Source organism: Bacillus sp. J14TS2 (assembly GCF_018333015.1).
GTDB lineage: Bacteria > Bacillota > Bacilli > Bacillales > Bacillaceae_C > Lederbergia.
This window is the reverse complement of the sequence record NZ_BORE01000003.1, coordinates 224,343-239,482: the sequence shown is the minus strand read 5'-3', so window position 1 is coordinate 239,482 and position 15,140 is coordinate 224,343. Positions and strand designations below refer to the sequence as shown.

Annotated in this window: 12 protein-coding genes; 1 reads left to right on the top strand and 11 read right to left on the bottom strand. The window is 39.5% G+C overall.

Annotation, left to right across the window (positions count from 1 at the left end):
- Positions 1–27: 27 nt before the first annotated feature.
- From KI375_RS05925 to KI375_RS05890, 8 genes are all read right to left on the bottom strand, one after another.
- Positions 28–870, bottom strand: coding sequence for a DegV family protein (locus KI375_RS05925; RefSeq protein ID WP_212972603.1), 843 nt, complete (start codon positions 868–870; stop codon positions 28–30).
- Between the two features lie 737 nt (positions 871–1,607).
- The gene (locus tag KI375_RS05920) at positions 1,608–2,288 is read right to left on the bottom strand and encodes a response regulator (protein WP_212972602.1); all 681 of its coding nucleotides are present in this window, start codon (positions 2,286–2,288) and stop codon (positions 1,608–1,610) included.
- Between the two features lie 43 nt (positions 2,289–2,331).
- A complete protein-coding gene (locus tag KI375_RS05915; RefSeq protein ID WP_212972601.1) occupies positions 2,332–3,474 on the bottom strand; it encodes a sensor histidine kinase in 1,143 nt (380 codons plus the stop codon).
- A gap of 730 nt (positions 3,475–4,204) precedes the next feature.
- On the bottom strand, positions 4,205–5,008 hold the full coding sequence (locus KI375_RS05910) for a carbohydrate ABC transporter permease (RefSeq protein WP_212972791.1): 804 nt from the start codon (positions 5,006–5,008) through the stop codon (positions 4,205–4,207).
- 50 nt (positions 5,009–5,058) lie between these two features.
- Complete coding sequence (locus KI375_RS05905; RefSeq protein ID WP_212972600.1) at positions 5,059–5,985, bottom strand: carbohydrate ABC transporter permease; 927 nt, start codon at positions 5,983–5,985, stop codon at positions 5,059–5,061.
- Between the two features lie 84 nt (positions 5,986–6,069).
- Positions 6,070–7,317, bottom strand: a complete 1,248-nt coding sequence (locus tag KI375_RS05900; protein WP_212972599.1) for an ABC transporter substrate-binding protein — start codon at positions 7,315–7,317, stop codon at positions 6,070–6,072.
- 292 nt (positions 7,318–7,609) lie between these two features.
- Positions 7,610–9,118 (bottom strand): alpha-glucosidase/alpha-galactosidase, encoded by a 1,509-nt coding sequence (melA, locus tag KI375_RS05895; RefSeq protein ID WP_212972598.1) that lies wholly within the window; start codon positions 9,116–9,118, stop codon positions 7,610–7,612.
- A gap of 102 nt (positions 9,119–9,220) precedes the next feature.
- On the bottom strand, positions 9,221–10,093 hold the full coding sequence (locus KI375_RS05890) for an AraC family transcriptional regulator (protein ID WP_212972597.1): 873 nt from the start codon (positions 10,091–10,093) through the stop codon (positions 9,221–9,223).
- A 141-nt stretch (positions 10,094–10,234) separates the two neighbouring features.
- On the opposite strand from KI375_RS05890, the gene KI375_RS05885 reads away from it, so the two are divergent.
- Entirely contained in the window at positions 10,235–10,882 is a 648-nt protein-coding gene (locus tag KI375_RS05885; protein WP_212972596.1) for a YigZ family protein, read from the top strand.
- Between the two features lie 945 nt (positions 10,883–11,827).
- On the opposite strand, the gene KI375_RS05880 is transcribed toward KI375_RS05885, so the two are convergent.
- From KI375_RS05880 to KI375_RS05870, 3 genes are all read right to left on the bottom strand, one after another.
- Positions 11,828–12,700: an ROK family protein gene (locus KI375_RS05880; protein WP_212972595.1), complete on the bottom strand. Its 873-nt coding sequence runs from the start codon at positions 12,698–12,700 to the stop codon at positions 11,828–11,830.
- Between the two features lie 88 nt (positions 12,701–12,788).
- Positions 12,789–13,685, bottom strand: a complete 897-nt coding sequence (locus KI375_RS05875; RefSeq protein WP_212972594.1) for an ROK family protein — start codon at positions 13,683–13,685, stop codon at positions 12,789–12,791.
- Between the two features lie 51 nt (positions 13,686–13,736).
- Positions 13,737–15,140, bottom strand: coding sequence for a glycoside hydrolase family 1 protein (locus tag KI375_RS05870; protein ID WP_212972593.1), 1,404 nt, complete (start codon positions 15,138–15,140; stop codon positions 13,737–13,739).

Sequence of the window (15,140 nt, the reverse complement as noted above, 5' to 3'; positions counted from 1 at the left end):
TGGAGGCGAAATATCATATAGAAAAAATTATTTTATCGTCCAACAAAGTCCCATTGAGCCTTCCCCTAGGTGAGTGCCAATCACAGGACCAAAATAGCTAATGTTAAATTCAACTTGAGGATATTGCTTGGCTAATTCCACTTTCCATTCCAGGGCTTCATCCAAACGGTTCGCATGAATAATGGTCGCTTGCAGATTCTTCCCTTTTTTCACATCTTCATCTAGTAGATCGACGATCCGTTTTAATGCTTTTTTACGTGTACGAATTTTTTCAAAAGGGACAATCACTTTGTCTTGGAAGTGTAGAAGTGGTTTAATACTGAGCAGACTTCCTATCATTGCTTGGGCACTGGACAATCTTCCGCCACGTTGAAGATGAGTAAGATTATCCACCATGAAATAAGCACGCATATTTTCTTTCATTTCATCTAATACAGGAAGAATTTCTTGAGGACTCTTTCCTTCCTTAGCCATTTTCGCGGCTTTAATTGCATAAAAACCTTGTGCCATACAGCTAAGCTCAGAATCATAAGCATAAACCTTTGCACCAGCAATTAGATTACCTGCGGCAACAGCTCCTTGATATGTTCCACTTATACCACTGGAAAGATGAACACTAATAATCGCGTCAAAGTCTTTCGCAAGTTCAGTAAATAATGCTTCAAATTCCCCAATCGGTGGTTGGGTTGTTGTTGGAAGCTTGTCCCCGTATCTCACCTCGTCATAGAAATCTTTCACAGTGATATCGATCTCTTCTCGGTAAGATTCTCCCTTGATTACTACACTCAGTGGGATCATATGAATATCGAATGTTTCTCGAACCTGTTTTGGTATATATGAAGTACTATCTGTCACAATAGCTGTCTTCATTTCTATCAACCTCATTTTTTTATCCCGCATTAACGGGGCAGTAATACCCCCACCTTAAGACTCTAGAGAATACGGATAAGCGTAGGTGGGGATACACTGTCCGAAAAAGCCCGAATCAATAGGAGTTTGAAAAACCCCGCACTGATTGAAGTTTCACTTTATGTTACTTTCGCTTTCATCATTCTATCGGATAAACATCACTTTGAAAAGTCTAAATGAATGGGAACAACTACCTCGATACATAAAAATGGCGAATAAGTTCTTAAAATGACCCCCTATTTAGGAAAAGTACTTTGACGAGAATACCAATTTTAGCAGGAAGATACCCATTTTTTAATGGAGAAACCCATTTCTGTTGAATGATACCCATTCCGGGATGAGGAAACCCATTTAAGAGCAATAATGCCCATTCTTCGGTGGAGCCCCATTTCTGCTAGAGGATCCCCATTCTCGGACGAGGAAACTCATTCAAGAGGAATGATGACCATTCTTCAACGGAGAACCCCATTTCTGGTAGAGGATCCTCATTCTCGGACGAGGAAACTCATTTAAGAGCAATGATGACCATTCTTCAACAGAGAACCCCATTTCTGGTAGAGGATCCCCATTCTCGGACGAAGAAACCCATTCAAGAGAAATGATGACCATTCTTCAACGGAGAACCCCATTTTAATAGGGAGCTAAATCAATCCAAAAAAAAGGAATCTGTTAAATTTTTAACAGATTCCTTTTTCCGTTTAACGAACTTCTACCCAGCCATTTTTAATTGCTGTGACAACAGCTTGAGTGCGGTCGTTTACATTCATTTTTTGCAGGATATTACTAACATGATTTTTAACCGTCTTTTCACTTATGTAAAGTGTTTCTCCGATTGCACGGTTACTTTTTCCATCTGCAAGTAGTTGCAATACTTCACATTCTCTACTTGTTAGCAAATGAAGTGGTATTTGTACTTCTGGTTGTTGATAACCTTGACCATCATTTTGTTGGTTCGCAAGTCTGCGGTATTCGTTGACAAGCTTATGAGTGATTTTTGGATGGATATAGGAGCCTCCATCTGCTACTACTTTTACAGCCTCAATCAATTCGTCTGAATCCATTTCCTTCAGCATATAACCAGCTGCTCCAGTTTTTAGTGCATGTGTCACATAAGCTTCATCATCATGAATCGACAAAATCATCGCTTTTGTTTCAGGATAAGATTCAATCAATTGACGGGTAGCTTCAATACCATTTGTATCCTTCATATTAATGTCTAGTAGAACGACATCTGGATGGTGTTCCTCTACCAAGCCAATTACATCAGATCCATCATCCCCTTCCGCTACAACTGAAAAGGATTTTTCAAATTCTAAGATTCGTTTAACTCCTTCACGAAACAATTGATGATCATCGATAATAATAATCTTTGTGGTCATTTTTTCTCCCCCTACATATCTATCGGCAGTATTTCTCAATTTTTTATTCCAATACGGGAACCTTTATATGGATCATTGTCCCTTTATCTGGAGCGGATTCAATCTTTAGCTCCCCATCGAGAATGGTAACGCGCTCCTTCATTCCAATTAAACCAAATGATCCATCTTTATTAATAGCAGGATCAAAGCCTTTTCCATTATCCTTTATAACGGCAGATACTTGATCATTGCAAACTTGTAATTTCACTTTAATTTCTTTTGCTTCAGCATGTTTAAGTGCATTATTAAGGGATTCTTGAATCAATCGAAACAAAGCTACCTCATACTTGGAGGGCAATCGTTTATCTTCTCCCAAATTAATAAATTGAATATAAACGGATGGATGATACTCACCCATTGACGAAATATATTTTTCAAGTGTAGGAATTAATCCTAAATCATCCAAAGCCATCGGACGTAGATCATAGATAATTCTCCGCACTTCATAAAGGGCATCCCGAATCATTTCTTTCAAGCTCCGAATTTCTTTAAATGCCTCATCAGGTCCTTGTTCAATATGTACTTTTTCTGCCAAATCAGACCGGATTAATACATTCGCTAATAGCTGTGCGGGTCCGTCATGGATCTCTCGTGATATCCGCTTTCGTTCATCCTCTTGTGCTTCAATAATTCGCAATCCAAAATCTTGCTTCATTTTTGCATCTTCTAAAGCGATCCCAATATCTTTGATATCGCTGATAAGATAATTAGAAATAACCGTAATCTGCGATACAAGTAATTCTGAACGATCAATGGTTTCCTGTAATCCTAGTAATCTTCTTTCCAAATCATCTCGTCGCTGTCTTAGTTGCTTTTCTAATTGTTCATTAACAATATACTGGGTCTGCAAATTATTAGCAAATTCATATACCTTTCGGACCTGTTCTTCTGAATATGTTTTGAAATTGCGGCTTACCTCTGAAAGACGTTTCCTCGCAAATCTCGACTTTTCTTCAAGTTCATCACTCTCAGTAATCACTTGTCCGACTTTTGTTTTGATTTCTTTCAATTCCGTAATAAGGGAATCATGTTCCTTTCGACACTGTTCGCCGATTCGGAATATTTCATTTTTACTTTTGTCAACTGTGTCTATCATTTGTTCTACAATAAAATCCAGTGCTTTTACATCAAGTTTTCTTAGTGGCATCTTCCCGCTGAAGGATACCCTCCTTTCTGGATAAAATTTATTTTACATGATTACGTAAATTCCAACTATTTTTAGATCGTAAATTTGCATAAAATCCATCTTAAAGGCTAATAAACGGTTACCCATTTCACGCCAAAAGACCTACATTAAAATGCTATAGACCTATAGATCAAGACATTAATTCTATCTATTTTTATTTGTAAATGGCGTCATCACTATTTCATTATTATAGCATGGAAATTTGATGTGAATATTAAGTTTAGCTTACAATTATTTCGCTAAAATGAGAACTATTGCTTCTGACCTAGTTTATTCTACGAACAAGAAAGCGTAATTCAAAAGTCAAGAGCTTGAACCAAAGCCCCATGTTATCCTCAGTTTAACATGAAACTCGGTTAAAAAGACTGAGTGCTTTACATTGGTCATAATTGGCATAAGAAAAGCACAAGCGCCTTGATATAGGAAGAAAGGCTAAAATTCACGACGTCCTGTCGCTTCGTCTGTACTGGTAACATCCTGTACGTCGCAACACTGTTCTGACCAACACCCTGTAGCCCTCGACAAGTAAATGTTCCAAGTCAAGAAAAGTCCGGTTTTAACTTTTATTGGCTCAGGTTATTTTAGTGGACATCGGCGGGGCTATGCGCTGGCGCTAAATCCAAACCAAAATTTCCTTCTAATCTTATAAAAAGAGGCACTAGGTCCTTATGACCTGGTGCCATTATATCTATTAATCCTTCACCGCTCCTGCTGCGATCCCAGAAATAAACTGGCGGCTGACAAATAAAAACATAATGATTAATGGAAGCGTCGCCAAAAGTGTACCAGCCATCACCATTCCATAATCAGTATCATAAATTCCGTTTAATTGTGATAAGGTCACTTGTAAAGTATATTTTACGGGATCATTCAGCACAATAAGCGGCCAGAGGTAATCATTCCATACGCCAATAAAAGAGAAGATACCTAGGAAAGCTAAGGCAGGCCTTAATATCGGTAAAGCAATATTCCAGTATAATCTGAAATAATTGCAACCATCTAATCTGCCAGCATCAAGAAGACTATCATGAATGGATTCTTGCGAAAATTGTCTGATCCAGAAAATCCCAAAAGCATTGGCAATTCCAGGTACAATGAGGGCTTTATAAGTCCCGATCCATCCGATCTTTGAAATCAAAATGTAAGATGGAATAAAAGATAATTGAGAAGGTATCATTAGAGTGATAAGTAGGAGGCCGAACAGCCAATTCTTTCCTGGAAAATCAAATTTCGCAAAAGTGAAGCCTGCTAGTGAGCAAAAGAAAAGTACACATAAGGCAGAGATGACAGTCACAAAGAGGGTGTTCAAAAAGGCTTGAAAAAAATTTACATTGTCTATAACATTTCGTATATTTGTGATTAATTCTACTCCAAACACTAGTCTTGGCGGAAACCGTAAAATATCACTCGTTTGATTCGTTGCCATCACAGTCAACCAATAAAACGGAAAGATTGAAACGAAAACACCAATCATAAGTAAAAAGTGCAACCCCATCGTTTTCAGGAGATTTTGCGTTTTATTCACTTTGGCACTCCTTTCTTATTTCACTTCGCTCCCGTTTTTTGAACGACCTGCCAATTAATCAGTGAAAATAAAGCAATAATGATAAACAAAGCCCAGGATACGACGGAAGCATAGCCGAATTGATGATCGACAAACCCTTGCTTATACATATATAACGTAATGGTAAGACCTGCGCCGCCAACTCCTCCAGAATTTCCAAGTAAAACCTGTGGCTCTGTAAATAATTGCATGGAACCAATCGTCGTCATTAAAACCGTAAATAAAATAATTGGTCGTAATAACGGAACCGTAATATAGAAAAATTGTTGAAAAATACTGGCTCCATCGATCTTAGCTGCTTCATAGAGATCATTTGGGATCGCTTGTAATCCCGCTAAATAAATAATGGCATTATATCCCGTCCACCTCCAGACGACCATAGATGCAATTACAAGCTTAATTAAGAAACTAGAATCCAGCCAGTTAACTGGTTCAAACCCAATTGTTGTAATTAAATAATTTAGTAAACCATAATGATTTCCAAATATCGATTTAAAAATAATCGTGACGGCTACGATAGAGGTTACATTGGTGACAAAATAGGCGGCACGATAGAAACCTTTCATTTTTATAAACGAAGCATTTAATAAAAATGCGATCACTAATGCACCAAAAAGCATCGGGATGGTCGAAATAAACCAAATAAGAAACGTATTCGTAACCGCCTGCCAAAAAAGATGATCGGTTATCAGATATTTGAATTGCTGTAGTCCAACAAATTGCATTTCGCCAATACCATCCCATTTTTGAAAGGAGAGATATAAAGAGAATAAGATGGGAAATAGACCAAAAATAAGAAACAGAAGATAAAAAGGAGAGATGAATAAATAGAGCACCTTTTTCTCATATATTTCTGCCCAGACACTTTTCTTAGATGCTTTTTTCATGTTCTGTTCAAGGCTATCCATTTCAGCGCCTCCCTTATTCGTTGGCATAATAGCTAATGAGACAGAAGAGACGAGATTCTCATTCCCGTCTCCTATTCTTCCAAATTAGCGAGAAAGCTCTTTTTCCACCTGATCCAGAACCTCCTGCCATGATTTATCAGGGTCTTTCCCCTGTTTGGCAATATCGGTTAACGCATCACTAAAGAGCGTATTGACACGCGAATAGTCAACCCCAAAATACATCGGCTTTACATGTTTAGCCGATTCTGAGAAAATTTGAGTGGTTTCTTGCCCTCCAAAGAATTCCTCGGTAGAAGTCATCTTTTCGTCCTCAAAAACACTTGGGGTGGAAGGGAATAAATCCATTTTCACATAAGACTCTAATTGATTTTCAGGATTCATCATCCATTCAATTACCTTATAAGCCTCCTCTGGATGCTCAGAACTTTTAAGTATGCCGATAAAGGAGCCGCCTTGATTTCCATCCCCACCAGGAGCTCTGGCTATTCTCCATTTACCAGCAGTATCAGGAGCCGCATCTTTTAAAATATTTTTCACCCAAACTCCACCGATAAAAGAGGCTACTTGCCCATTATTCATGCTGGCATTCCATTCCGGACCATCCACTTCTGTATTGGCACTCAAGCCTTTCTCGTTAATGATAACCGCACGGTCCCACGCTTCCTTGATGGTTCCTGTATCACCAATAAATTGATCATTTTCATCAAAATAACTGGTATCACTTTGACTAATGGATTGTGTGAACACACGGTTAATCGTATCGAACATTTTCACGCCAGTTGCCGCTTCTAACTTCTCTCCTGCGGCAATATAATCATCCCATGTGGAAATTTCAGCGGAAACCTCCTCAGGATCGGTCGGTAAACCAGCCTCTGCAAAAAGATCCTCTCGGTAATATAAGGCAGTAGGTGCTGTATCCATCGGTAAAGCAATTAGATTTTCGCCATCAGGGGTTAACGCATAATTCCATTTCCATTCCAAGTAATCGTCCTTCACTTTATCCGCATCATAGTCTAATAGGTTGACGAACTTATCATGATTCGGAAGAAACTCGGTTACCCAGTCATTCAGGGCAACGATATCAGGTGCACCTGTACTAGTAGTTAAAGAGGTTTGCAATTTCGTTTTGTATTCTCCACTATCAATTTTTTGCGCATTGATTTTTATATCGGGAAATTCCTCACTCACTCTTTTGATCAAATCATCATCAATGGAACGATTCCAATACCATACGTTTAAGGTCACTTTCTCATCCTTATCACCACCGCTGCAGCCAACCAGCATGAAGACAAATAGTCCCAATAAGATTAATAAAAACGATCCCCTTTTCATCCCATTCACCTCTTTTGTTATTTGAATCTATCCACTAGCTGCATTTCATTCGCCAAAATCAAATAACAGGATGCCTAACTGTGAGAGAGATTGCTTTCACTTCGAAAGTAGATCTATTTTAGAATATTGTATGAGTTTTCATTCAGAATATGTCAAAACTTGCCCATTGTTATTGATTCAAATAAAGGTAGCAAATTTTGTAGATTTTTAATCCATTAAGACATAACAAATAGAGAACTAGAAAGAGAAAACCAGCCCAATCCTCTTGCGAATCGGGCTGGTTTCTCTCATTTTATTTCGTGGCTGCCGGACGTTCCTTCGCTTTATCTGCTTCCCCTGCATTTTTATTTGCAGCTTCCCGGTCTTGTGCCATTTCCTCTACCGACTTGACTTTGATCCGAGCTGCACCCTTGTAGTCTGGATTGGTTGGTAGTAATTCCTCTGTAGCAAGGCGGTGCTTCGCGTTTGCAATCGCCTCTTTATATTGTGGCAACCATTTTTCTTGAGCTACTAGCATTTCATCTACCATTTGCCAAATTTCCTGCGGATTACAAACTGCTCCCGTAAGAGGGTCCATCATCATCGCTTGACGAAGAAGGGCATCATCGCCATGAACCGCGGCTTCGACCGCCAATCTTTGCACCGAAATGCTTACATTACAAACAGCCGCACAACCTAATGGTAGATCGCCGACTTGCGGCATATTGATGCCATTTCGATCGACATATCCTGGAGCTTCAATAATTGCATCATCTGGTAGATTGGCAATCACCCCATTATTCATGACATTAAAATGCCCTCTATACACCCGACCTGTCTCAAGACCTTCAATAATATAAGACCCATGCTCTTCACTGCGATTTTCTTGGGTGTACTCCATTGGTTTTTCTTTTAACCAGTTCGGAAAGTCTGTTTCAAACCAATTTCTTCCTTCTGTGCAGACACGTAAGTAACCGCCTGTCTCCCCGTTAATCCAAGAACCTAAGTCAATCCACTCTTGAATCTCCTCTGGACGTTTGCGATACCATGGGACATACTCGCTTAAATGACCATTTGATTCCGTGCTATAATAACCAAATCGCCGTAGCATATCAATTCGGACTTTTTCCGTATTTTTAAAATCAGAATGTTGTTCAAAGGCTTCCAACAAATTCCCTGTTAAATCCTCGCCTTTATGTTTGATACTGATATACCAAGTTTGGTGGTTTATTCCTGCACAAATAATGTCTACTTCTTTTTTTGGCAAACCAAAAGCCTCGGCAATCTGTGAGTGCCCACCTTGGACACCATGGCAGAGGCCAATCGTTCGTACTCCGCCATAATGGTTACAAGCCCAAGTCATCATGGCCATTGGATTGGCGTAATTAAGCAGTAAGCAGTCCGCGGCAGCGGTTTCACGAATATCCTTACAAATATCAAGAATCTCGGCAATGCCTCGCTGTCCATACATGATCCCGCCTGCACATAATGTATCCCCAACACATTGATCAATCCCATATTTTAAAGGAATATCGATATCCGTTTGGAAGGCTTCAAGTCCACCAATTCTTACAACAGAAAAGATGTATTTCGCATCCTTAAAGGCCTCGCGTCGATCAGTCGTTGGCTTGATTTTGATGTTTAAGCCGTTCGCCTCAATATCGCGTTGACAAAGCTGTGTGACCATTTCTAAATTACGTTCATTAATATCGGTAAAAGCAATATCAATATCCTGAAATTCTGGTACTGCTAATAAATCGCGCAATAGCCCTCTTGTAAAACCAATACTCCCCGCTCCAATAAAAGCTACTTTGAATGACATTCAACCACTCCCTTTAAAATATGTGTCAATAAAAGTGTAACAAGCTTTATGTTTGAATGATTGTATCTTCATCACTTTATGCGAAGTTTGATGTTCAAAATCCTAACTTTTATTCCACTTCTCGATTGTGCGTACTGAAAAACGCCGGTAGTCAACAGGGGTTTTACCCGTATACTTTTTAAACACCTGGCTAAAGTATTGGCTGCTGTTCATCCCAACATATTGTGAAATTTCGATAATCGGAATGTCTGTATCTGCTAATAACATTTTCGCCTTTTCCATTCGAAAAGAATTGACATATTCCATGAGAGAGCTCTGCACTAATTTTTTAAAAATACGATGCAAATAACCGGGATGGAGATTTACCTCATCTGCAATATCCTTCACTTGAATGTCTTGGTCATAGTGTTGATGAATATATTCCAAGGCTTGATGAATATAAAGATTAGCCTGTGGATCCTCCTCTTTACTTTTTATCGCCATTCTTGCCAGTTGTAACAAAAGCTGGGTCAAAAGAAGATGAACCATCAAGTCTTGTTTTTTATCACTCTCTAGGACGATGTTTTTAAGCGTATAGTAGATTTGAGCAGAATCCTTTAGGATCAGGTAGCCTTCATTCAAGCTTAAAAAGCGGGAAAACACATCATTTTCGTTCACAAGATCTTGGATGCTTGGTACGCGGGCCATTTTCAGCCTAAAAGTAAACTCAATATTTAGCATTCTACACGGAGTGCCTGATCCAACAATTAAACGATGTGGCATATGCGCATCCAGTAAAATAAAGTCTCCTTTTTTTAATGAGAAAGCCTCTTTTAGAAGCTCAACAGTGCATTTCCCATCTATAACATACATAATTTCCACTTCTTTATGGGCGTGAAAATCCATTTCATAACCATCCCATTGTTTAAAATAATAAGCGTTTATTTTTGGTACAAAATCCCCTTTTCTCAACTTAGGATCAAATAGACTTGTCATCTATATAGCCTCCTATCTTAGGATTTCATTCGTATCTATGATATATTGAATGTATACGGACACATCCTACCACCTGGAAATCAAACATGAATAAGTTGATCTTTTTCATATATTCACTTTATCATAAACTCGGAGGTTAGAATGAAAAAAATTCCATCCTATTTTACAGTCAAACAGCGCGGCGAACATGAAATCGTCATTCAAAAATCAAGATTTATTGCCCATCTTGCCCGAGTAGAAACGGAGGAAGAGGCGCAAAATTTTATCCAAGAAATTAAAAAGCAACATTGGAGTGCAACCCATAATTGTTCCGCCTATCTGATTGGGGAGCAAGACCAGATTCAAAAAGCGAATGATGATGGGGAACCAAGTGGAACAGCCGGGGTCCCAATGTTAGAAGTGTTAAAAAAGCGGGAATTAAAAGATACAGTTGTGGTTGTAACAAGATATTTCGGTGGGATCAAACTTGGAGCAGGTGGCCTTATCCGTGCTTATGGTGGTGCTACTTCTGAAGGATTAAACGCAGTCGGCGTCGTTGAAAGAAAACGAACAACACTCATGCATTTGAAGGCAGATTACACCTGGCTCGGAAAACTGGAAAATGAATTACGAAGCTCCGCCTATCCCCTAAAAGACATTCACTATACCGACTCCGTAATCTTAGACGTCTATGTGCAAGATGCAGACATCCCGGCATTTACCGACTGGATCACCGATATGACTAGTGCACAAGTCGACATTTCTGAAGGAGAAAAAGTCTATTTAGAAACGGATATTCCCCCAAGATAAAGAGGAACTCCATTTATAGAATGGGGTTTTTGCTTTCTGAATAAGTTTTCCTAACCAAAATATGGGCTTCCCTTTTCTTGAGAGTGGGTTGCTTTGGCTCGGGATGAAGGTTCTCATCTGAGAAATGGGGTCCTTCTATGAGTTATGGGGTTCTCAAGTTATAAATGAGGTTCTTACCTCAATTATGTTTTTTTCTTCTTTAGTATGGATTCCTCTTCCTAAGTATGGGTTTCTCCTTCAAGATATGGGCTTCTTTTCCAAGTTATGGGGTTCTTCTTCAAAGTATGGGGTTCCTTGATCAAGATTGGGCTATTTTTCATTTAAGGGGTTCTCAGCACAACTATGGGTTCTTCAAATTATAAATGAGGTTCTTACCTCAACTATGGGGTTTTCTTCTTAAGTATGGGTTCCTCTTTCTAAGTATGGATTTCTCCTTCAAGATATGGGCTTCTTTTCCAAGTAATGGGATTCTTCTTCAAAGTATGGGGTTCTTCTTCAAAGTATGGGGTTCTTCTCCAAGTTATGAGCTTCTCCTTCAAAGTATGGATTTCTTCTCCAAGTTATGAGCTTCTCCTTCAAAGTATGGGTTTCTCCTCCTAGTTATGGGCTTCTCAGGCATAAGATTGGGTTTCTCATGTTATAAATGGGGTTCTTACCTTAACTATGGGGCTCTCCTTCAAGATATGGGCTACTTTTCCAAGTTATGGGGTTCTTCTCTAAGTTATGGGGTTCTCAGCACAACTATGGGTTTCTCCTCCTAGTTATGGGGCTTCTCCTCTTAGGTATCGGTTTCTCCACCCCACCTCAATATAAGTTTCTTATTTCAAAGCAAAAAGGAGATAGAACTTTAAGTTCTATCTCCTTTTCTATCAGGTGCAATCGTCCAAGTGAGGATAAACTCGATCAGTGGGAATGAAGAATACCTACTGATAGCAGAGCCTTGGTTTATTTTTCGATAGCTCGTTTGGCGAGCATGAGTGCACCGGTGATGCCGGCGTTATCGCCAAGTGCAGGTGGAACGATATATTCATCGATATGTTCCAAGATTTGCGGAACGGCGACATATCCATTTAGTAATTCTTGAACTTTTTTCTGAATGAGTGGGAATAATTGCTTTTGTTTCATGACCCCGCCACCCATGATGATTTTCTTTGGTGAGACGATTAGGATGAATTGCATAAGGGCTTGAGCTAAATAATAAGCTTCTAGTTCCCAGACCTCTTGCTGCTCTTGAAGTTCGACTCCCTTTTTGCCCCAGCGTTGCTCAATGGCTGGTCCTGCTGCCATTCCTTCTAGGCAATCACCATGATAGGGGCAGAAGCCTTCATATGTATCATCTGGATGCCTTCTCACTAGAATATGGCCCATTTCTGGATGAGAGAGTCCTTGCAATAGTTCACCTTGTATAACTGCACCAACACCCACGCCTGTACCAACCGTTATGTACATACAGCTATCCACATCTTGAGCAGCCCCTAGCATCACTTCCCCTAGAGCAGCTGCATTCACATCTGTATTAAACTCCATTGGTACTTGCAAAGCGTTCTTTAGCTCCTGGAGAAAGGGATAATTTCTCCATTTTAGTTTCGGAGTCGACGTGATATTTCCATATGTTTTACTCTTTTTATCTATATCAATTGGCCCAAAGGAGCCAATTCCTAATGCATCAATTTCATGTTTTTTAAAAAACTCAATAACATGAGGAATGGTATTTTCCGGAGTCAGTGTATCAAGTTGAATCCGTTCAATTAGAGTACCGTCTTCTTTCCCCACAGCACAAACAAATTTTGTACCCCCTGCTTCAATAGCTCCAAGCATATGCTAACACTCCGTCTCAATAATTTTTATATGATACGCCTATTTTATCATAAATACAGCGTTAAAGAGTTAAACTCGTTACAAATTATCATCCATTGTTCATTTTTTGAAAATGATGGAGAGCACCGATTAACCCAGCTTTGTTCTTTTGCTTACATTCTTCAATGTCTATTTTTGCGGCGATAGCGGTAGGGACTTTGGCAATCTGCTTTTTCACATATGGAATTAATTCAGGGCGACTACTTATGCCACCGCCAATCACGATCTTTTCAGGGGCAAAAATATGCATCAAATTAATGATTCCAATGGAAAGACGATCATAAAAAGAATGAATGATCTCCATTACCTCGGCATTTTGTTGATCATATAATTCAAACCATTCTTCTCCGGTTCTTTCTTCATCAAAATGTTTATTTAATCTGTCCACCATATTCCATGTAGAGGAATAGCGACTGAAATTTCGTTGATCTAATAACTCGGGGATATCTGCATGTGTGTCCAGCATCATTAAGCCGAATTCTCCTGCCATCCCTGCTACTCCATGGACAATTTCATTTCGGCTAAAAATTGCCCCGCCGATTCCTGTTCCAATCGTCACACAAAGGAAATTATGACAATCTTGTGCATTCCCCTTCCACTTTTCTGCCAAGGCAGCACAATTCGCATCATTTTCAACTTCCACTGGAACCCCGAGATCAGCTAACTCCTCTTTCATTTTCACGCCGATAATATCCATCACGGAACCCGCATAGGAAACATAGCCGCTTTCAACATCCACTGCCCCAGGTATACTCAAAGCAACCCCCGCAATATCAGGATAAAGCTCTTTTTGCTGATGGAAAATCTCTCGTATCACCCGGAAAATGCCTCCATCACCAGAGGCAGGAGTCGCCACTCTCTCCTCCGCTAAAATTTCTGCATCTTCCTTCATCACAGCTACCTTAATAAACGTCCCACCAACATCCATAACTAAAAACTTTTTCATCACAACACCTCATTCTTGATGCCTAGTACCACCCGAGTTTTATCGAATTGCTTAATCTTCAAATCCACCTTGTTCAGATACGGAGCGATACCATTCGCCGCTTTTTTTGATGGTGCGTTTGAAGTTGTTGTCAAGATCAAGGGAGACGAGACCATAGCGATTTTTATAAGCATTTAGCCATGACCAGTTATCAATAAATGTCCAGACATGATAGCCTTTGACATTGGTTCCTTCTTCAAGGGCTTTATGAACCCATTTTAGATGGCTCTTGTAAAAGTCAATCCGGTAATCATCTTGAATTTGGCCGTTTTCATCAACAAAACGCCCCTCGTCTTCCACGCCCATACCATTTTCAGAAATAAAGCAGGGGATATTGCCATAATTTTCTCGTACATTCACTAAAATATCGTAAATGCCTTTTTCATAGATTTCCCAGCCGCGATATTTATTGATTTTCCGACCATGCATTTCATTAAAATAATCAAAAAAACGTTCAGGGACAAATGGAGCTTTTAGATTAGGCATATTTTCTTTCGCTTTAATGCGACGTGGTTGATAGTAATTAATCCCTAATAGATCTACGGTGTTATCGGCAATAATCTCCAAATCTCCGTCCAACACTTCTGGCATAAATCCTTCCTCACGCAAAAGCTCAACGAAATCGCTAGGAAATTCACCTTTTACAAATGGATCAAGGAAAGAACGGTTAAAGAATAAATCTGCAAGATGTGCAGCCTTCAAATCTTCTGGATGTTGACTGCGTGGATAAGATGGAGTAAGGTTCAAAATCACACCAATCTCTCCTTCATGTCCACCTGCACGGAAGGCTTGTACCGCTTTTGCCCCAGCTAAAATAGAATGAAAACCAGCTTGTACACCTTTTTTGAAATCAAGTTCCCCAGGATAATGGAAACCATACAAATACTGGCCTTCTATTGTTACAACAGGCTCGTTATGTGTAAACCATTTTGTGACAAGATCGCCAAATTGATCAAAACAAGTCTTTGCATAACGGACATAGGCTTCTACCACTTCACGATTAGTCCAGCCGCCTTTTTCTTGCATCGCAATCGGCATGTCGAAATGATATAAATTGACGAACGGCTCAATTCCATTTTCGCGCATTGTTTGGAAGACATCACGATAAAAGCGAACAGCCTCTTGGTTCACTTCGCCATCACCGGATGGAATCAAACGTGACCAAGAAATCGATGGACGAAAACTATTATGTCCCGTTTCTTTCAATAATTGAATATCTTCTTTATATTGATGGTAGAAATCTGATGTATTCTCTGGTCCTACTCCATTGAAGAAGCGATTTGGTTCCTCTTGATACCAGCGATCCCAAATATTTTCTCCTCTTCCACCTTCATGAGCGCCCCCTTCCATCTGTGTTGCAGAGGAAGCAGACCCCCACCAAAAATCCTTCGGAAATTGATAAAATTGTTTTGTCAT